The following is a 20,305-nucleotide window of genomic DNA, read 5'->3' on the forward strand; positions in this document are numbered from 1 at the left end:
CCGTGTCATGGAAGAAACCGCGCAGCATTGGCTGCATGCCTTGTCCGCACCGATGGCTGCCCTCAACGGTGCCAGCTACACCGCGCCGGACTATCACGAGGGCGACGACCAGAGCGACCTCGAACGCTGGTGGGGCATCAGCAACCGTGCGCAGTTGCTGGACATGCTCGGCATGGCTGACAACGGCCACGCCACCGAGCTGTCCGAAGCCTACTGGCAGTTCCAGCGCTGCTTGCCCAGCCAGTGGCAAGCGCTGCTCGAGCGCCTGCCCGAACGGGACCGGATCAAGTACCAGTACGCCGCCCGCACCTACCCGGACTGCGGCCCCGGCGGCACCCGCGCCTGGGACCTGGGGCGGATGAGCTTTCTGCTGCGCGCCGGGCTGAAAAAGTCCTATATCACTGCCGAAGAAAGCCTCTACCTGCATTACCGCCTGGCCTTGCGTGCCCGCCATTACTACAACAGCTGGGACGGCTACCTGGCCGGCTACCTGTTCGGCAAGGCGCTGTGGAACGTCTCTGACAGCAGCGACCAGGCACTCGCCGCCGAACTCGAACGCCAGGGCAATGAGCACTGGAACCGCTGCATCCTGCTCAACCTGCGCCTGGGTGCCAGCGAGCTGCTGGCCAGCCTCAGCTGGGATCTGCCATTACCTGAACCGGAACGCCCGGCATCGCTGGAAGAGGACTGCTGGTCATGAGTTGCTGGATACGCCTTGGCCTGGAACCGACCCAGGACCTCAATCTGATCCGCCAGGCCTACCGCGGCCTGCTGCCGGCACATCATCCGGAAACTGACCCGCAAGGTTTCCAGGCGCTGCGCGAGGCCTACGAACAAGCGCTGCGCCTGGCCCGTGAAAGCGAGGCCGACGCCGCGCCAGTGGTCGAAGCCGAAGCCAGAGCTGACGAGATGTCAGGCGCATTGCGCGGTTTTCACCGGTTGCTGGAAGACCCCACCCTGCGTTTCGATCCCGCCGCCTGGCAGGGCTATATCGCCGAGCTCGACGAACTGCCGTTGGACGAACTGGAACAACTGAGCTGGCAACTGCTGCATGAACTGCGCAGCTGCGGGCCGATTTCGCACCGCTGTGCCGGCCTGCTGGCACAGCGCCTGGGTTGGGCTGAACAGTTGCTGCGCCTGCAAGACCCGCAGGAGGTCGAAGCATTCCTCCAGCGCCTGAGCGAACCCGATCCATTCGATACCAGCCTGATGCGCGACTGGCCACCCGCTGCGCAATTGGAGACGCTGTGGTACTTCCGCAGCCTGGAATACTGCTTCAATCAGCGCCCGCTGTTCGAGTACGAGCAGTTCGTGCAGGCTCACACCTGCCTCGCCTTCCCCAACGACGAAGCTCTGCTGCAACGCCTGCTGGTGCAGTTCTGCCAGGCCGGGATCGGCAGCCAGACCCTGCACGCGCAGGTGCAGCAGCAACTGCAACAGGCGCCCGACGATGTCGACCTGCTGTACCTGCTGGCGCGCCAGGCCGAGGCGCTTGGCGCTGAACAGCAGGCACTGGAATGCTGGCTGCGGCTGTGGCGCGAACATCGCCACCCGCAGGCCGAGCGCTGGCTGCTCAACCTGTGCGCACGGCACCAGCCGCAGCGCTTGCCGCTGCTGATCCAGGCGTTCGACCTGCAGACCCCGTGCGACAGCTGGCCGGCCGACCTCGCCGACCCGGCGCAGGCCTGGGGTAGCCCGTCGCAGAGCCCGCAGACCTTGTCGCGCTGGCTCGAAGCGGCGCGGCTTGAACTGGGCGACATTGCCGCGACATTCATCGATTGGCGCCTGGACGGTGACGACGAATTGCCGCTGCTGGCCTGGTTGCTGCAGGAGCAGCCGGACGCAGACTTACAGCGCTTGTACTGGCTGGCCTGGGCCCTGCAACGCGGTGAAGCCGAGCTGCTGCGTCTGGTAGTCGCTGAGCCAGCGCGGGAAGCCACTCTCGATAACCTGATCCTCGAAGGCTTGCAGGCGCAAGCGGCGCAGCAGCTGCACTGGCTCGAACAGTCGCCGGTGGTGCAGGCATTGGTAGATCTCTGCGCAGCCAATGATCCACGTGCACAGTTGCCTGAAGCGCTCAGTGAAGACGCCATCCGCCCGGTCTGCCGCGAGTGGCTGCGGCGTATGCGGGTGTATCCCGAGCACGCCCTGCATGAACTCAACAGCCAGTTCGACATGCGCCGCATGTTCACCCGGCCGTTCGCCCTGCAGACGCAGGAAGCCCTGGCCGCCCATGGCGCGCCACTGCCAGCGCCGGCAGCAGGCGAATCACTGTGGGCCTGGCACCGTCAGCAGCTGTTCATGCTGGCGCTGTTCGACCAGCCAAGCCGCTGGCTGGCGTTGATCGACCCGCAACTGCCCGGGCAACTGCACTACCCTGCCGAGCACCCGTTTGCCTCGCTGCACAGCGCGCTGCTGCAGGCCATCGCCGGGCCGCATGGCAGCAGCGATGTGCTGGCCGCGCTGGACTACAACGAACCGATGCAAGGCCTGCTCGCCAGCCGCGTGCTGAGCCTGCGCACGGCCCTCGACAGCAGCCGCCTGCCCACCGCTGCGCAGTTGCTGACCTGCCTGGAAAACGAACCGGCGGTGCTCGACGATTACCCGCTGGGCAAAATGCTGTTCTGCGCCGTGCTCTATCACGATCGCAGCCTCGACGAAGCCCAGCGCACCCGCCTGCGCGATCGCCTCGAGGCGCTGTACATCGAGGACTACTGGTACGAGCCGTTACGCCGTAGCCTGGTGGCCGGCAAGTGCACACATCCAAGCGGGCAGCTACTGCGTAAACAAGGGATGGCCAGCGCCCCGTTCAACGACGCTCTGGATGCCCTCGACAGCCTGCTCAATGACTGCGCACCGCCGAAAACGCGGTTGTTGCGTAGATTGCAGAAAGCCAAGGACAACGTCGACCTCGACCCCGGCCTGCGCTGCGCGATCATGGCGTTGCTGGGCTGGACCGAGCGCATGCTGCGCAACAACAGCAAGCAGGTGGCGCAGCCAATGTGGGCGGTGTGGAAGCTCAACAGCCGCCTCGACCGCAAGGGCTTCGGCCTGCATCTGTTAGCGGTGATCGCCTGCGGCAGCCTGATGACCTTGCTGCCGGCGATGGCAGCGCCGATGGTGCTGCTGATGGTCAGCGCCATGCTGCGGCGCCTGCGCGATCTTGGCCAGGGCGTGCCGGTGCTGATCCTGCTTGTGGTGCTCAGCCGGGTGCTGCCGGTGGTGCCGCTGATACTGGTGAGCCTACCGGGAGACAAACTGCCCAACCGCTATGGGCCAGTGCCGGGCAAGGCGGCCGATCTGGAGGGTGGTTTGCAGGCGGCCTTGCGCCGGATGAACGGCTAGCCATCACCCTGAGCAAGGCAACGGGCCGCAGTGCGGCCCGAGCCAAGGTCAGTAACGCAGCTCGTCCAGCGCCTGGCTCAATTGCTGGCGCTGGCGGCTGATCTCGCCGGCCTGCTGCCCGGCCAACACTCCGTTGAACGTATCCAGCCAGCTGCCGATCAGCTCGCGCTCATCGCCCAGGCTCTGCATCCAGGCCCGCTCCAGCCGCGCCAGCAAGGTCCGGTTGGGCAAGGCATCGCGTGGGTGAATCTTCAGCCGCGACAAGCGCTCATGGCTGGCCTGGCGCGCGTCCTGATCCAGCCCGGTCGGGCTGCGGTCAATGCTGTGGCTGTGTTTGAGGCCGGTTTCGATGAATGTCACATCGACTTCAAGCAAGCCGTTGATGTCGTAGCTGAAACGCACGTCCAGTGACTGGATCTGCCCGGTCGACTGCAGCGGGACCTCGAAACTGTCGACCAGAATATTGTCGCGCACCCAGGGACGCTCGCCTTGGTATACCGCGATACGCACGGTTTTTTGCTCCGGGTGGGTGCTGTAGAAGCGCTCGACCCGTGAGGTGGGGATCACCGTATTACGTTCGATGATCGGCGAAAACGCGCCGGCGCTCTGCTCGCCACGCTGCGAGGCAATGCCCAGGGTATACGGGCACACGTCGGTCAGGATCAATTCGTCGATGGCCGCATCGCGGGCCTTGCAAGCCGCCTGGCTGGCGGCGCCAAGGGCGACGATGGTGTCTGGGTCCAGGTGCCGGTACGGCAGCCGGCCAAACAGCTTGGCCACCAACTGCTGCACCTGCGGCATGCGCGTAGCGCCGCCGACCAGCACCAGGCTGTCGAGCTCCTTGGGGCTCAAGCGCGCATCGCGCAGGGCCTGTTCGATCGGTGCGCGCACCCGAGCCAGCAACGGCGCCCAGATGCCCTGCAGCTTGAGCTCGTCGAGCTGCCACTCACGGGCCTGGCCGTCGCCTTGCCAGGTCAAGGTCGATTGACCCTCACCCAGCGCATGTTTGAACTGGTCGATGGCGTCGTGCAGGCTGGCCAGCGCCTGTGGCTCGAGCTGCTCGAGTTTGAGCCCCCAGTCGCGCAGGCACGCCAGCAACAATGCATCGGTGAAATCTTCACCGCCCAGATAGTTGTCACCGGTGGAGGCATGCACTTCGATCAGCGGCAGCGCGTATTCCAGCACGGTCACATCGAAGGTGCCGCCGCCCAGGTCGAACACCAGTGTGCGCTCGAACTTTTGTTCGTGCAGGCCGTAGGCCATGGCTGCTGCGGTTGGCTCGTTGATCAGCCGCTGCACCTTGAGCCCGGCCAACTCTGCGGCAAACACCGTGCGCTTGCGCTGCTCGTCACTGAAATAGGCTGGAACCGAGATAACCGCTTCGCTGACCGGGCAGCCCAGATACGCTTCGGCATCCTGCTTCAAGGCACCCAGCACCAGCGCCGACAGTTCCTCAGGGGTGAAGCGATGTTCGCCCAGCTCGAAGCGCTTGTCGCTGCCCATAAACCGTTTGAAGGCAGCTGCGCTGCGCAGCGGATGGGTGGTCAGGCGGGCTTTGGCGGCTTTGCCGACCAGAATACTGCCATCGTCATCGACGCTGACCACCGATGGCGTCAGTACGTCGCCGAGGGCATTGGCGATCAGTTGGGCTTGGCCATCCTGCCATACGGCGATCAGGCTGTTGGTGGTGCCCAGGTCGATACCGAGCAAGGGCGCCGCAGTGGCGGGCGTTGGAGAGGTACTGGCATCCTGCATGGTCGGTCTCTTGCGTGCAATGAAGAGCCGGAGCACAGCCTGCTGGCCGCGACCGGCGGACAAGGCATTCTGACGCAATGCCAGAAACAAAAAAAGCGACCCTAAGGTCGCTTTCTCTGTCGCTTCAAGGTGTTCAGTGGGCCTTGAAGCTCAATATGGCGCAGCGGACGGGACTCGAACCCGCGACCCCCGGCGTGACAGGCCGGTATTCTAACCGACTGAACTACCGCTGCGCTATACATCGAGTGGTGGGTGATGACGGGATCGAACCGCCGACCCTCTGCTTGTAAGGCAGATGCTCTCCCGGCTGAGCTAATCACCCTTCGTCTCGGTGTGGCGCGCATTCTACGGAGGACATACCACCCTGGCAAGCACTTTTTAAAAATAATTTTGCAGGCCTTTCAAGGACCTAGCGCTATCAGGCTTTTATTGACCATTAACCGCCTGATGGCCCTCTGACAGGGTTGGCCGCATGGCCCCAGTCGGAGAATAATGCCCGCCTTATGCATTAAGGAGAGATCTACCCCCATGTGGTTCAAGAACCTGCTGACCTACCGCCTGACCCAGGAAGTCCCATTCGAGCCTGAGGCACTGGAAACTGCCCTGGCCAGCAAGCCGGCCCGTCCGTGCGCCAGCCAGGAGCTGACCACCTATGGTTTCGTCGCGCCGTTCGGCAAGGGTGAAGACGCCCCGCTGGTGCACGTCAGCGGCGAGTACCTGCTGATTGCCGCGCGCAAGGAAGAGCGCATCCTGCCCAGCAGCGTGGTCAACGACGCGGTCAAAGAAAAGATCGAAGAGATCGAGACCGAGCAGATGCGCAAGGTCTATAAAAAGGAGCGCGACCAGATCAAGGACGAGATCATCCAGGCCTTCCTGCCACGCGCCTTCATTCGTCGCTCGATGATCTTTGCCGCCATCGCCCCGCGTCAGGGCCTGATCCTGGTCAACTCGGCCAGCGCCAAGCGCGCCGAAGACCTGCTGTCGACCCTGCGTGAAGTGATGGGCTCGCTGCCGGTACGCCCGGTCACCGTGAAGGCCGCGCCTAGCGCGACCATGACCGAGTGGGTCACTTCGCAGGCGGCTGAGGACTTCCATGTCCTGGACGAGTGCGAGCTGCGTGACACCCACGAAGACGGCGGCATCGTCCGCTGCAAGCGCCAGGACCTGAAAAGCGACGAGATCCAGCTGCACCTGGGCAATGGCAAGGTCGTCACCCAGCTGGCCTTGGCCTGGCAGGACAAGCTGTCGTTCGTACTCGACGACAAGACCGTGATCAAGCGCCTGAAATTCGAAGAACTGCTGCAAGAGCAGGCCGAGCAGGACGGCGGTGAAGAAGCGCAGCAGCAGTTCGATGCGAGCTTCCTGCTGATGATGATGACCTTCAAGGAGTTCCTGCCGGCGCTGTTTGAAGCGCTGGGTGGTGAAGACATTCCGCAGGGCGTCTGATTGCGGCGTGGGGTTGCCCGCGCAGCCCCACCTGCATCGATTGGCTACTTAATAGAAGAACAAGGATTGCCCCATGCGTGCCCTCGCCGCCCTCAGCCGCTTCGTCGGCAACACCTTCGCCCTCTGGGTATTACTGTTTGCCTGCCTGGCGTTCCTGCAGCCGCAATGGTTCATCGGCCTGAAGGTGGCCATCGTGCCGCTGCTCGGGCTGGTGATGTTCGGCATGGGCCTGACCCTCAAGCTCGACGACTTCGCCGCCCTCGCCCGCCAGCCCTGGCGGGTTGCGCTTGGGGTGGTCGCGCACTTTGTGATCATGCCGGGCATGGCCTGGCTGCTGTGTCAGCTGTTCCAGCTTCCGGCAGAGATTGCCGTCGGTGTCATTCTGGTCGGTTGCTGCCCGAGTGGCACGGCCTCGAACGTGATGGTCTGGCTGTCCAAGGGTGACCTGGCGCTGGCGGTGGCGATCGCGGCGGTGACTACCCTGCTGGCGCCGTTGCTGACACCTGCGCTGATCTGGTTCCTGGCTTCGGCCTGGCTACCGGTCTCGTTCATGGACATGTTCTGGTCGATTCTGCAGCTGGTGATGCTGCCGATCATTCTCGGCGTGCTCGCCCAGCGCTTGCTGGGCGCACGGGTGCAGGCTGCGGTGCAGGTGCTGCCGCTGGTATCGGTGGTGAGCATCGTACTGATCGTCTGCGCGGTAGTTGCGGCCAGCCAGGCGAAGATCGCCGAGTCGGGGTTGCTGATCATGGCGGTGGTGATACTGCATAACAGCTTTGGCTATTTGCTTGGCTACCTCACCGGCAAGCTGTGCAAGTTGCCGCTGGCTCAGCGCAAGTCGCTGGCGCTGGAAGTTGGCATGCAGAACTCGGGGCTGGGCGCGGCGTTGGCGGCGGCGCATTTTTCGCCGTTGGCGGCGGTGCCGAGCGCGTTGTTTAGTGTGTGGCACAACATTTCTGGTGCGTTGCTTTCGACCTGGTTCCGGCGCATGCGGGAGCCGGGGCATACCCGGGTTGAAACCAGGCCCGAGGCTCATTGACTTGCCTTGGTAAACGCACTTGTGCAATATAGTGCACACGTGAGGACGACCTCACCACGCACTGCGTGACCAGCCTGGGGACGGCCCCATCCTTAATAAGATGGAGACTCACAGATGTCCTGGATCATTCTGTTTTTCGCCGGCCTGTTCGAAGTGGGCTGGGCGGTAGGTTTGAAATATACCGACGGGTTTACCCGGCCGTTGCCTACTGTGCTTACGGTGGGGGCGATGGTGATCAGCCTTGGCTTGCTGGGGTTGGCCATGAAGGAGTTGCCGCTGGGGACTGCTTACGCCATCTGGACCGGGGTGGGGGCGGTCGGTACGGTGATTGCCGGGATTATCCTGTTTGGGGAGTCGATGGCTTTGATTCGGCTGCTTAGTGTGGCTTTGATCATTACTGGGTTGGTGGGGTTGAAGGTTAGTGCTAGCTGATGGAGTGACTGGCTGTTTTGGGCACTATCCATTTGATTTGGCGGCTGTTCGGGCCCCTTTCGCCCTTACGGCGAGTCCCGTTTGGTCGTACTGCGTCCGCGGCAAAACGAACCAAAAGCCGTCGCTCCCACATACGGCCCCTGCGCTGCGGGGTTCCCTCTCTCCGGTATTGCTCCCGGGAGGACCGCGCTGAACGGGCCCTCCTGGCCCGCAGCGCTTGCCGGGGTCGCTTCGCGACACAAGGCCGCTCCTACAGGCAACGCGTAATTGCATCATGCGCGGTCAAAATGTAGGAGCGGCCTTGTTTCGCGAAAGGGCCGCAGAGCGGCCCCAGCTCTCGATCTGCGCCAGCGCAGCGCAGGGGCCGGATGTGGAGCCAAACGTTTTTTGTGGTTACTTTTTTGGCGCGTTTGCCAAAAAAGTGACTCGCCGTAAGGGCGAAAGGGGCCCTAACAGCCACCACAAAAAACGGATAAGCCCCCAGTCCAGAAAACCCTCAACGCCGCCCCCCACGCAACCCCAAAACCCGCTCCCGCAATACCTCAGGCCCCGCCAAATCCCCAACAACAGCCTCCCCAGCCACAATGGTCACCCGCGACCACAGCCGCTTGAACAGGCCCTTGGCCGGATCGCGACTGAAGAAACTCCCCCACAACCCTTGCAAGGCCAGCGGAATCACCGGTACAGGGGTTTCCTGCAGAATCCGCGTGACCCCACTCTTGAACTCATCGATCTCACCATCGGCCGTCAGTTTGCCCTCAGGGAAGATACACACCACCTCACCCGCCGTCAGGGCCGCAGCGATGCGCGCGAAGGCCCGCTCATAGGTGGCTTCATCCTCACTTCGCCCAGCAATCGGGATCGCCCCAGCGGTGCGGAAGATGAAGTTGAGCACTGGCAAGTTATAGATCTTGTAGTACATGACAAACCGAATCGGCCGGCGAATCGCCCCAGCGATCAACAGCGCATCGACGAACGACACATGGTTGCACACCAGCAGCGCCGCCCCCTCATCTGGAATACGCTGCAGGTCCCGATGCTCGACCCGATACATCGAGTGACTCAGCAGCCAGATCAAGAAGCGCATGGTGAATTCAGGCACGATGCTGAAGATATAAGCGTTAACGGCAATATTAAGCAGCGACACCACCAGAAACAGCTGTGGAATGGTCAGCTCGACCACGCTCAACAGCACAATGGTGACCAACGCCGACACCACCATGAACAACGCATTGAGAATGTTGTTGGCAGCAATCACCCGCGCCCGCTCACCCTCGGCAGTCCGCGCCTGGATCAGCGCATACAGCGGCACGATATAGAACCCGCCAAACACCCCAAGGCCAACGATCGACAGCATGATCCACCAAGCCTGGTGCATGCCCAACAACGCCAGCCAGTCGTGCGCCACGTCGGTGCTCGGCACATCGCCCGAATGCCACCACCAGAGCAGGCCGAACAAGGTCAGGCCGAACGAGCCGAACGGCACCAGGCCGATTTCCACCTTGCGCCCACTGAGCCGCTCGCACAGTAGCGAACCCACCGCGATGCCTACCGAGAACAACGTCAGTACCAGCGTCACCACCGTCTCGTCGCCGTGCAGCCAGTCCTTGGCGTAGGCCGGGATCTGGGTCAGGTAGATAGCGCCGACAAACCAGAACCACGAGTTGCCGACAATCGAGCGCGACACCGCCGGCGTCTGCCCAAGCCCCAGGCGCAAGGTTGCCCAGGACTGCTTGAAGATGTTCCAGTCGAGCTTCATCTGCGGCGCCACCGCAGCAGCGCGCGGGATCCAGCGGCTGGCCAGATAGCCGAGCACGGCGGTGCCGACGATGCCGCCGGCGACCACCGTTGCATAGCTGCTGGACGACATCATCACGCCAGCGCCAATGGTGCCCGCCAGAATAGCCAGGAACGTGCCCATCTCGACCAGGCCATTACCACCGACCAACTCGTCCTCGCGCAGCGCCTGCGGCAGGATCGAATACTTGACCGGCCCAAACAGCGCCGAGTGGGTGCCCATGGCGAACAGCGCCAGCAGCATCAGCACCAGGTGATTGCTGACAAAACCCACCGCGCCGATCGCCATGATGACGATCTCGGCCAGCTTGATCGCCCGTATCAGCGCATCCTTGGCGAACTTCTCGCCAAACTGCCCGGCCAGTGCCGAGAACAGGAAGAACGGCAGAATGAACAGCAGCGCGCACAGGTTGACCCAGATCGAGCGGTCGCCCTCAAGGCTGAGCTTGTACAGGATCGCCAGGATCAACGACTGCTTGAACAGGTTGTCATTGAACGCGCCCAGTGACTGGGTGATGAAAAACGGCAAGAAGCGCCGCTTGCCGAGCAAGGTAAATTGCGAGGGGTGACTCATCAATCGATTCCCTGAGTGATGCCGGTGGCTGTTTGTTGATTAGAATGCACCTGAGCGTCATTGCGCCACATCCAGATGCAGGTCGCCTGCCCTCAGGCCGCACTGCGACGACACGCCACTGCGACCATGGTCGACGCTGACGACGCGCAAGGCACATGCCAGACTTGTTCACCGGGCCCACGCTCTACCCTATTGCTGCGGAGTTTTCATGTCGTTGTCCAGCGGGCTGATCGCCGTGGTCGCCCTGGTCTATATGGCCATCATGTTCGCCATCGCCTTTTACGGCGACCGCCGCAGCACGCCTCTGCCGCCGCGCCTGCGCGCCTGGGTATATAGCCTGTCGCTGGCCGTGTACTGCACCAGCTGGACATTCTTTGGCGCGGTCGGCCAGGCCGCCGAACAGCTCTGGGCGTTCTTGCCGATCTATCTGGGACCGGTGCTGCTGTTGGTGTTCGCGCCGCAGGTCGTGCAGAAGATGGTGCTGATCAGCAAGCAGCAGAACATCACCTCGATTGCCGACTTCATCGCCGCACGCTATGGCAAGTCGCAGAGCCTGGCGGTGGTGGTGGCGCTGATCTGCCTGGTCGGCGTACTGCCCTACATTGCCTTGCAACTGAAGGGCATCGTGCTCGGCGTCAACCTGTTGATCGGCGCCAATGCCGATGCCACCGGCACCCGTGTGCAAGACACCGCACTGGTGGTGTCATTGGTGCTGGCGCTGTTCTCGATCGTGTTCGGCACGCGCAGCCTGGACGTCACCGAGCACCACCGCGGCATGGTCCTGGCGATTGCCTTCGAGGCGCTGGTGAAGCTGCTGGCATTTCTTGCCGTGGGCGTGTTCGTGGTGTTCAACCTGTATGACGGCTTCGACGACCTGTTCACCCAGGCGCGCCAGTCGGTGCAGTTGGAGAGTTACTGGCAGGAGACCATCAACTGGCCGTCGATGGTGGTCCAGACCGGGGTGGCAATGATGGCGATCATCTGTCTGCCGCGGCAATTCCACGTCACCGTGGTCGAGAACATCGAAGCGCAGGACCTGCGCACGGCGCGCTGGGTGTTCCCGATGTACCTGGTACTGGCAGCGCTGTTCGTGGTGCCGATTGCCCTGGCTGGGCAGATGCTGCTGCCGGGCACGGTGATCTCCGACTCGTTCGTGATCAGCCTGCCACTGGCCGAAGCGCATCCAAGCCTGGCCTTGCTGGCCTTTATCGGCGGCGCCTCAGCGGCCACCGGCATGGTCATCGTCGAGGCGGTGGCGCTGTCGACCATGGTCTCCAACGACATGCTGCTGCCGTGGCTGCTGCGGCGCAAAAACGCCGAGCGCCCGTTCGAAGCGTTCCGCCACTGGATGCTCTCGGTGCGCCGGGTGACCATCGTGGTAATCCTGTTGCTGGCGTATGTCAGTTACCGCCTGCTGGGCTCCACCGCGAGCCTGGCGACCATTGGCCAGATCGCCTTCGCTGCGGTCACCCAGCTGACCCCGGCGATGCTCGGCGCGCTGTACTGGAAGCAGGCCAACCGCCGTGGCGTATTCGCCGGGCTGGCGGCGGGGATCTTCCTCTGGTTCTACACCCTGGTGCTGCCGATTACCGCGCACAGCCTGGGCTGGTCGCTGCAACTGTTCCCAGGCCTGACCTGGCTCGACAGCAACCCACTGAACCTGCCGATCACGCCACTGACCCAAGGTGTGGTGCTGTCGCTGGCGGGCAACTTCATCCTGTTTGCCTGGGTCTCGATCCTGTCGCGCACGCGCGTGTCCGAGCACTGGCAGGCGGGCCGGTTCATCGGCCAGCAAACCAGTGAGCGGCCCAACAGCCGTTCGCTGCTGGCGGTGCAGATCGACGACCTGCTCAACCTCGCCGCCCGCTTTGTCGGCGAAGAACGCGCCCGGCAGAGCTTCATTCGCTTCGCCTACCGCCAGGGCAAGGGCTTCAACCCCAACCAGAACGCCGATGGCGACTGGATCGAACACACCGAACGGCTACTCGCCGGCGTACTCGGCACCTCCTCGACCCGCGCCGTGGTCAAGGCTGCCATCGAAGGCCGCGACATGCAGCTGGAAGACGTGGTGCGCATCGCCGACGAGGCCAGCGAGGTGCTGCAGTTCAACCGTGCGTTGCTTCAGGGTGCCATCGAGAACATCAACCAGGGCATCAGCGTGGTTGACCAGAACCTGCACCTGGTGGCCTGGAACCGGCGTTATCTGGAGTTGTTCAATTACCCTGAGGGGCTGATCAGCGTTGGCCGGCCGATCGCCGATATCATCCGCTACAACGCCGACCGCGGCCTGTGCGGCCCGGGCGAGGCGCAGGTGCATGTGGCGCGCCGGCTGCACTGGATGCGCCAGGGCCGGGCGCACACCTCCGAGCGGCTGTTCCCCAATGGCCGGGTGATCGAGCTGATCGGCAACCCGATGCCGGGTGGTGGTTTTGTCATGAGCTTTACCGACATCACCCCGTTCCGCGAGGCCGAGCAGGCCCTCAAAGAGGCCAACGAAGGCCTCGAACAACGGGTCGCCGAACGCACCCATGAGTTGTCCCAGCTCAACCAGGCGCTGACCGAGGCGAAGAGCCGGGCCGAGGCCGTAAGCCAGTCGAAAACCCGATTCCTCGCCGCGGTCAGTCATGACCTGATGCAGCCGCTCAACGCTGCACGCTTGTTCTCGGCAGCGCTGTCGCAGCAAGCCGAAGGCATGAGCAGCGAGTCCCAGCAACTGGTGCAGCACATGGACAGCTCGCTGCGTTCGGCTGAAGAGCTGATCAGCGACCTGCTGGACATCTCGCGCCTGGAAAACGGCAAGATCACTCCCGACGTGAAAGCCTTTGCCCTGAGCGATCTGTTCGACGCGCTGGGCGCCGAGTTCAAAGTGCTGGCGGCAGAAAAGGGCCTGGAGTTCCGTGTCCGTGGCAGCCGCCTGCGGGTGGACAGCGACATCAAGCTGCTGCGCCGGGTGCTGCAGAACTTCCTGACCAATGCCCTGCGTTACGGCAAAAGCCCGATCCTGTTTGGCGTGCGCCGCAAGGGCGGCCGGCTATGGCTGGAAGTGTGGGACCGCGGCCCGGGCATCACCGACGACAAACTGCAGGTGATCTTCCAGGAGTTCAAGCGCCTGGACAGCCACCAGACCCGCGCCGAAAAAGGCCTGGGCCTGGGCCTGGCGATCGCCGATGGCCTGTGCCGGGTACTCGGCCATGCCCTGGAAGTGCGCTCGTGGCCGGGCAAGGGCAGCGTGTTCCGCGTCAGTGTGCCGATTGCCAGCGGCAGCGTCGCGCCGGCTGCAGCCATTGAACAGCAGCCGGGGCAACCGCTGGCGGGCCTGCAGGTGCTGTGTGTCGACAACGAAGACAGCATCCTGCTCGGCATGAACAGCCTGCTCAGCCGCTGGGGCTGTCAGGTCTGGACTGCGCGCAATCGTCAGGAATGCGAAGCGCTGCTGGCCAATGGCATGCGCCCGCACCTGGCGCTGGTCGACTTTCACCTGGATGAAGGCGACACCGGCACCGAGCTGATGGCCTGGCTACGCACGCGCCTCGGTGAGCCGGTGCCGGGTGTGGTGATCAGCGCCGATGGCCGCAGCGAAACCATTGCCATGGTCCACGCCGCCGGCCTCGATTACCTGGCCAAGCCGGTCAAGCCAGCCGCCTTGCGCGCTCTGCTCAACCGCCATCTGAGCCTGGTTCAGTAAGCGCTTCGTCACTCAAGGCGCGCTCCAGCAAGTCCGCCGGCAGGCTCTTGCTGGCCCGCGCGCCGAGCAACTTGAGCTGCTCACTGCGGCTGATCAGGTTGCCACGCCCTTCACAGAGCTTGTTGCGCGCAGCGGAGTAAGCCTTGTCGACCTGCTGTAAGCGACTGCCGAGCTCGTCCAGATCCTGGATGAACAAGACGAACTTGTCGTACAGCCAGCCGGCCCGCTCGGCGATTTCCCGCGCGTTCTGGCCCTGGCGCTCCTGCTTCCAGAGGCTGTCGATCACGCGCAGGGTGGCCAGCAAGGTGGTAGGGCTGACAATCACGATCTGCCGATCGAAGGCCTCCTGGAACAGGTTCGGCTCGGCCTGCAATGCCGCGGAGAAAGCCGCTTCGATCGGCACGAACAGCAGCACGAAATCGAGGCTATGCAGCCCCTCGAGGCGGCTGTAGTCCTTGCCGGACAAGCCTTTGACGTGGCTGCGCAGCGATTGCACATGCTGCTTGAGCGCCGCTTCGTCATTGCCGCTGACCCACTGCTGATAGGCCGTCAGGCTGACTTTGGCGTCGACCACCACCTGCTTGTCGCCGGGCAGCATGATCAGCACGTCTGGCTGAAAGCGCTCGCCGTCGGCGCTTTTCAGGCTGACCTGGGTTTGGTACTCGCGGCCCTTCTCCAGCCCTGCGTGTTCGAGGACCCGCTCAAGAATCAGCTCGCCCCAGTTGCCTTGGGTCTTTTGCCCTTTGAGCGCCTGGGTGAGGTTGGTGGCTTCATCCGACAGGCGCAGGTTGAGCTGCTGCAGACGCTCCAGCTCCTTGCTCAGCGAGAAGCGCTCACGGGCCTCCTGCTGGTAGGTTTCGTCGACGCGCTTCTCGAAGGCATGGATACGTTCCTTGAGCGGATCAAGTAACTGTCCGAGTTGCTGCTGGCTGGTCTGGGTGAAGCGCTGCTCGCGCTCGTCGAAGATCTTTGTAGCCATTTCGGCGAACTGCGCGCGCAGCGTGTCGCGGGCCTCTTGCAGGTCTTCCAGGCGCTGCTGATGGCTCTCCTGCTGCTCGCGCAGCTCGGCTTGCAAGCCGGCGGCATGGGCTTCCAGACGGCGCAGCTCGGACTCGCGGTTGCTGCGTTCGAGTTGCCAGGCATGGGCGGCGTCGCGGGCATTGTCACGCTCGACCTGCAGCAGTTCGACTTCGCGGCCCTGGGCGGCCAGGCTGGCCTGCTTGGCGCTATTGGCCTCGGCCAGGTCGCTGATTTCGTCACGGCTGGCGTCAAGCTGGGCCTGCAGCCCTTGCTGCGCGAGCAATGCCGTGCTCAGGCGCTCTTCGAGCAAGGCCCATTGGCGCTGCTGGGCAGCATGGCGCTGCTGTAGGTGCCAGACCCAGCCTAGGCAAGGAATTGCCGCTGCTACAAGGCCCAGCACGATGCTGAGCAGATCGACCGCCATAGCTACCTCAATTGCGTCTATCCAGAGGCAGGCAGCTTAACAGGCCGGCGCAGCGGCTTCAGGAAGGATTGTGCTCGCTGGCCGGATTCAACCGGGCGTACTCGGCCTGAGCCTGCGGATCGCCGGCACGTGCGGCCTGGCGCAGCAGCTCGTGGCCGATACGCCGGTCGCGGGCATTGCCGCAATCGCGACAGAGCATCTGCCCCAGACGGCTCTGGGCGACCACCACCCCTTGCCGCGCAGGCTGCTTGAGCAGGCGTCCAGCCAGGTGTTTGACGCTGTGCTTCTCGCCCAGGCGCGGACTATCGAGCAGCCACAAGGCAACCTTCAAGGAAAAACGCTTGGGTGCAGGCGCAGATACAGACGATGGAGCGAGGTTTTTACCGCGAAAATTCATAACCGACAGCGATGGCAATTCGTGAGGCGCGCCACTCTACCGGATTTTTCAACGAAAGGGCTGCGCCTCGGTTGATGAAATTTTCACAAAATCTGCCGTTCCTTTATTGACCTTTTCAAACGGGCCACACCGCCCAGGCTATTTCGACAGGATTGTCCGACAGCAATCGAAAGTGCTGGCACGCCCGTGCTAGAGCGAACGCGCGGGACAATCCACAGAACCTGTGGATAACTCGGTGGACAACCACTTCATGATGTCTTCAAACCCTTGTGAAATGGGGGCTGCAGTCAAGTTGACGATTTTTTCACCAGCTCAAATAAGTGTTTTTTTTCATTGACTTAAGGACGCGGCCCAGGCATTGCCCGAGCTATCCGAACGAATGGCGCAGCCTGACAATGGCTGCGCTGAATGTGTACAAGTGCACCGCAATGCTGCAACCAAATGAACCAAAGTGGCCCATCTCGGCTAATAGAGGCTACACAATTGCCCCTTCACAGGCGTGTGCATAAGCGCCATAATGATCGGCTTCGCGGGTCATTCTCTAAATAAATTTGCCAGCCTTGGATTAATCCTGTAGGGTGGCCCTCGTTAGTACCCAGCTGAAAGTCAATTCTGGCCAGTAAGGTCCCTGCAGTGCCCGGCTCCCCCCAAGAGCACGAACTGCTGAAACAGGACCGGCCCTTTCGATGATTCACTCGGCAGCCAAAGCTGCTCAAGCGCGAATCACCCTTGCAGATTGATCGGGATCTTCACCCAGAGGCCATGAACCTTTGCCTCGGTGTGCCTGCCCGCCTTTTGACGTACCTACCAGTCAGCCAAGCGCCTACCTAATTTGATGCGCCACCTCTGGCTGCCCTGTTCCAGTCAGGTTCAGCGCCACTTTAATAAAGGCGTCACTGGAACGTTTATAAGATGCACGGATCGAATCCCGTGTCCAAAGCAGGAACCTCCACATAATGACAAATCATCATCAGTTTCACAGTGCCGTTGGCACGCTTTCCCAGGCCTTCGCTCCATTGAAGTGCCTCATCGTTGCCCCGCGTAAGGGCAGCTTCAGCTTCACCCTGGTTGACGAGCATGGCATTGCTTGCCACAGCGAACGTCTTTATCCAGAGCAGTACAACCGCGCCGGCCCACTGCAAGCAGTGATCGACCGCACGCGTCAGTCGCTGGTCGCGTAAGGGCTGAATATCAGCCCATTCGCGCGCTGAATTTGCTATCGAAACTACTGCCGGTTGGCTCTTGGCTTAATTGCTGCAAAGCATATGGCCCCCAACCTCTGGCAGTAATCGATTTAAAAACAGGCCTTTACACCGTGATTATCACACTACACTTCAACTCGAGCGGTGCGATCCGCTTCCGACGGGCCTGACCCTTCCCCAGCTGCCAAGCTCCAGCGCCCGTCGGCCCTTAATTGAATGAGGGCATCATGGGTATCGCTGCCAGTGAATTGTGTCGTTATGTAATCAAACCCACCCTGGTTTACCTCGGCCGGCATTGCGCCAGCGCCGAAGCTTTGCTGCTGGGCGTTGCAGCCAGCCAGTCGGCTTTGGGCTCTGCCCTGCACGACCGCCGCGGGCACGGCCTCTACCGAATCGGCGAAAGCCGCCACCAGGCGCTCTGGGACGAGTTTCTTGCCCACGACCCGGAACTAGCCAGCCTGATCCGCGGCCTGGCCAGCCAGCATGCCTTCCTGCGCGGGCCGCATCTGGAGCTGGCCGTCAACCTGCGCTACTCCACCGCCATCGCCTGGATGCTGATCGAACAGCGTGCGTTGCCCTTACCGGCGGCGGACGACCTGATCGGGCACGCGCGAATATGGCGGCAGATTTTCCATCCGCAGGGGCGTCTACGTGACTTCACCCATGCTTGGCATACCTGCATCGAGCCAGTGATGGCGCCGGAGTCGTAGGACTGCTCCTACAGAAATCGAGAAAAAGTACGATTTTGGTCGGATTGTCCTACAAAACCGCTCTATCTCCTGCGTTTGAGCCTATAGCGCGACGCGCGATTTGTTGGTAGCTTTTCGCCCCGGAGATCCCAAGGAGTTTCACAATAATGAAAAAATCAATGCTCAAAACCTCCCTCGGCGTTGCTGTTGCCCTCGCTTCCAGCCAATTGCTGGCCAGCGGCTTTGCGCTCAACGAGCAGAGCATCAGCGGTATGGGGACAGGTTTCGCGGGTCGTTCTTCTTCTGCCGAAGACGCCAGCACCGTGTTCGGCAACCCTGCCGGCATGTCGCGGCTCAAGCGCGAACAAGTCACCGTCGGTGGTGCAGCCGTGATTGCCAAGTCCAAGATCAGCGGTCAAGGCAGCTATGGCGGTGAGACCGATGGCGATATGGTGCCGGTCGTCGGCGTACCCATGGGTTACTACGTCAAGCCGATCGATGATCACTGGAGCGTCGGTTTTGGTGTCTATGTGCCGTTTGGTCTGGTTACCGACTACGGTAGCGACGACGCTGCGCGCTACTGGGGCAAGAAAAGCCACGTAGAAGTGGTCACCTTCCAGCCGACTGTCAGCTATGCCTTCAACGACAAGGTATCGATTGGTTTCGGCCCGACCATCAACCGTATCGAGGGTGAGTTGGGTTCCAACCTCAACCAGCGGTTCATCGGTCAGGGCGATGGCGAAGTGAAAATCAAAGGCGACGACGTTGCCATCGGTTACAACGTCGGCGTCATGGTCCAGGCAACTGATCGCACCCGCCTCGGCCTGACCTATCACTCGATGGTCGACTACAAGCTGGAAGGCAAAACCCGCGTCAGCACAGCACTGATCGGCCCGTACAACGGTGACAAATTCGACGCCAAGTTGAATATCAAGACGCCGGAATCGGTGGACTTCTCGGTCACTCACGAACTCGACGACCAGTGGACGCTGTACGCCGGCAGCACCTGGACCCGCTGGAGCCGCCTGAAGGACATCACTGTCGAGAACGACGTTCCGGCAGCGCTGCGCGGTTCGGCGTTCCAGACCATCAGCGAAGAGCAGAACTGGCATGACACCTGGGCGCATGCCATTGGCGCATCGTACAAGGTCAACAAACAATGGACGCTGCGTACTGGCTTCTCGGTCGATCAGTCGCCGACCAACAACGAAAACCGCTCGCCACGGATCCCGACTGGTGACCGCAAGATCTTCAGCCTTGGCGCAGGCTGGAGCCCGAACGAAGACATGACCATCGACGTGGCTTATTCCTACCTGTGGGAAGAAGACACCAAGGTCAACAACCAGCCGGGCACGGCGCAGGAAGGCCTGTTGAAAGGCTCGTACCAGGCCAAGTACGAAAACAGCGCTCATGGCGTAGGTGCATCGCTGACCTATCGCTTCTGAGGTTGAGGTACGGGGGCCGCTCTGCGGCCCCCAATTCACCCTGGCACAGGCCAGACATCACCTAGACACTCCTGCAGATAATCCATGAACGCACGCACCTTGGCGGTCATGGCAGAGCGGTCCGCCACGCATACAAACACATCCATCGGCTCGGTCTGCGCGTAGGCCTGACCTGCATCGCGGTTTTCAAACAACGCCACCAGCGCTCCCGACTGCAAATGCGGCCTGACGATAAACTCGGCCAGGCGAGTGATACCCCCGTCGTTCAAGGCCATTTGCGCCAATGCATCGACGTCATCGCTGACCAGCACCTGGCCAAACTCGGCGTCAAAGCGCAAGCCGTCACGGACGAACCCCCAGCGCAGGTAACGGCCATCCACCGGATACCGGAACACCAGGCAACGGTGCGTGCGTAGCGACTCGGGCGCAGGCGGCATGCCCATCTTGGCCAGATAACCGGGCGATGCGCAGCAGACGAAAGGAATCTGCGCCAGATGGCGGGCGACCAGATTGTCTTCCAGCTGGGCGTTGATACGTAGGCTTACATCGACCCCTTCCTTGGCGTGATCGACGCGTCGATCATTCGTTACCAACTCTATTGAAAGCTGCGGGTATCGCGCGCTGAACGCCGGGATCAGCGGCGCCAGCACATGCCGGCCAAATGCTGACGTCGAGGCAACGCACAGCCGCCCCTGGGGCTCGCTGTCAGGCGTGGTCACCGCCAGTTCGGCCAACGCCAGATCATGCTCGATTTGCCTGACTCGCTCGTAATAAAGGCTGCCCGCCGGCGTCAGGCTCATACTGCGCGTGGTTCGTGCCAACAGGCGCACCTGCAGGTGCGCTTCAAGCCGGGCCAGATTCTGGCTGACCGCGGCAGGCGACAGGCCCAGCGTGCGGGCGCCAGCGGCAATGCTGCCGGTCTCGACCACCTTGATGAAGCTGCGAATGGTATTGAGCAAATCCACAGGACAGATCCCGATATTCGTAAGATTCTCTTTATAAAGAACTCAACGAATCCGGTCTACAAGGCCAACCGAGCACTTGCTAACCTGCAA

Annotated in this window: 13 protein-coding genes, 2 tRNA genes and 1 pseudogene; 9 read left to right on the forward strand and 7 right to left on the reverse strand. The window is 62.2% G+C overall.

Annotated elements, in window-relative coordinates; translation table 11 throughout:
• Positions 1-7 precede the first annotated feature (7 nt).
• Together CXQ80_RS17780 and CXQ80_RS17785 are read left to right on the forward strand one after the other, a co-directional pair.
• Entirely contained in the window at positions 8-700 is a 693-nt protein-coding gene (locus tag CXQ80_RS17780; protein WP_101321708.1) for a DUF1266 domain-containing protein, read from the forward strand.
• Complete coding sequence (locus CXQ80_RS17785; protein WP_101321709.1) at positions 697-3,345, forward strand: J domain-containing protein; 2,649 nt, start codon at positions 697-699, stop codon at positions 3,343-3,345. Before CXQ80_RS17780 ends, CXQ80_RS17785 begins: the two co-directional genes overlap by 4 nt.
• Before the next feature lie 48 nt (positions 3,346-3,393).
• Here CXQ80_RS17785 and CXQ80_RS17790 read toward each other — a convergent pair whose 3' ends face one another.
• The 3 genes from CXQ80_RS17790 to CXQ80_RS17800 all read right to left on the reverse strand — a co-directional run bounded on the left by CXQ80_RS17790 (position 3,394) and on the right by CXQ80_RS17800 (position 5,422).
• A complete protein-coding gene (locus CXQ80_RS17790; protein WP_101321710.1) occupies positions 3,394-5,100 on the reverse strand; it encodes a molecular chaperone HscC in 1,707 nt (568 codons plus the stop codon).
• Positions 5,101-5,256: 156 nt separating this feature from the next.
• A tRNA-Asp gene (locus tag CXQ80_RS17795) sits at positions 5,257-5,333 on the reverse strand.
• Between the two features lie 13 nt (positions 5,334-5,346).
• A tRNA-Val gene (locus tag CXQ80_RS17800) sits at positions 5,347-5,422 on the reverse strand.
• Positions 5,423-5,628: 206 nt separating this feature from the next.
• Here CXQ80_RS17800 and rdgC point away from each other — a divergent pair.
• The 3 genes from rdgC to sugE all read left to right on the forward strand — a co-directional run bounded on the left by rdgC (position 5,629) and on the right by sugE (position 8,017).
• On the forward strand, positions 5,629-6,546 hold the full coding sequence (rdgC, locus tag CXQ80_RS17805) for a recombination-associated protein RdgC (protein WP_101321711.1): 918 nt from the start codon (positions 5,629-5,631) through the stop codon (positions 6,544-6,546).
• Positions 6,547-6,619: 73 nt separating this feature from the next.
• Positions 6,620-7,585 carry a bile acid:sodium symporter family protein gene (locus CXQ80_RS17810; RefSeq protein ID WP_101321712.1) on the forward strand — a complete coding sequence of 322 codons (966 nt, stop codon included), beginning with the start codon at positions 6,620-6,622 and terminating at the stop codon, positions 7,583-7,585.
• A gap of 114 nt (positions 7,586-7,699) precedes the next feature.
• Positions 7,700-8,017 (forward strand): quaternary ammonium compound efflux SMR transporter SugE, encoded by a 318-nt coding sequence (gene sugE / locus CXQ80_RS17815; RefSeq protein WP_101321713.1) that lies wholly within the window; start codon positions 7,700-7,702, stop codon positions 8,015-8,017.
• 496 nt (positions 8,018-8,513) lie between these two features.
• Here sugE and CXQ80_RS17820 read toward each other — a convergent pair whose 3' ends face one another.
• Positions 8,514-10,388: an MFS transporter gene (locus tag CXQ80_RS17820; RefSeq protein ID WP_101321714.1), complete on the reverse strand. Its 1,875-nt coding sequence runs from the start codon at positions 10,386-10,388 to the stop codon at positions 8,514-8,516.
• 208 nt (positions 10,389-10,596) lie between these two features.
• Here CXQ80_RS17820 and CXQ80_RS17825 point away from each other — a divergent pair, with 208 nt between their 5' ends.
• The gene (locus tag CXQ80_RS17825; protein WP_101321715.1) at positions 10,597-14,073 is read left to right on the forward strand and encodes a hybrid sensor histidine kinase/response regulator; all 3,477 of its coding nucleotides are present in this window, start codon (positions 10,597-10,599) and stop codon (positions 14,071-14,073) included.
• Here the strand turns inward: CXQ80_RS17825 and rmuC are convergent.
• Complete coding sequence (gene rmuC, locus CXQ80_RS17830; protein ID WP_178080838.1) at positions 14,045-15,403, reverse strand: DNA recombination protein RmuC; 1,359 nt, start codon at positions 15,401-15,403, stop codon at positions 14,045-14,047. The genes CXQ80_RS17825 and rmuC overlap by 29 nt on opposite strands.
• A 181-nt stretch (positions 15,404-15,584) precedes the next feature.
• Positions 15,585-15,914: pseudogene (locus CXQ80_RS17835) on the reverse strand (sel1 repeat family protein); the annotation flags it as partial.
• A 956-nt stretch (positions 15,915-16,870) separates the two neighbouring features.
• On the opposite strand from CXQ80_RS17835, the gene CXQ80_RS17840 reads away from it, so the two are divergent.
• The 3 genes from CXQ80_RS17840 (at position 16,871) to CXQ80_RS17850 (ending at position 19,250) form a co-directional block, all read left to right on the forward strand.
• Positions 16,871-17,095, forward strand: a complete 225-nt coding sequence (locus CXQ80_RS17840; protein ID WP_101321718.1) for a hypothetical protein — start codon at positions 16,871-16,873, stop codon at positions 17,093-17,095.
• A 248-nt stretch (positions 17,096-17,343) separates the two neighbouring features.
• Positions 17,344-17,826: a hypothetical protein gene (locus tag CXQ80_RS17845; protein ID WP_101321719.1), complete on the forward strand. Its 483-nt coding sequence runs from the start codon at positions 17,344-17,346 to the stop codon at positions 17,824-17,826.
• A 146-nt stretch (positions 17,827-17,972) separates the two neighbouring features.
• Positions 17,973-19,250, forward strand: a complete 1,278-nt coding sequence (locus tag CXQ80_RS17850) for an OmpP1/FadL family transporter (RefSeq protein WP_101321720.1) — start codon at positions 17,973-17,975, stop codon at positions 19,248-19,250.
• Positions 19,251-19,285: 35 nt separating this feature from the next.
• On the opposite strand, the gene CXQ80_RS17855 is transcribed toward CXQ80_RS17850, so the two are convergent.
• Positions 19,286-20,215 (reverse strand): LysR family transcriptional regulator, encoded by a 930-nt coding sequence (locus tag CXQ80_RS17855; protein WP_101321721.1) that lies wholly within the window; start codon positions 20,213-20,215, stop codon positions 19,286-19,288.
• Positions 20,216-20,305 lie beyond the last annotated feature (90 nt).

The organism is Pseudomonas sp. 02C 26 (assembly GCF_002843585.1).
Taxonomy (GTDB): domain Bacteria; phylum Pseudomonadota; class Gammaproteobacteria; order Pseudomonadales; family Pseudomonadaceae; genus Aquipseudomonas; species Aquipseudomonas shirazensis.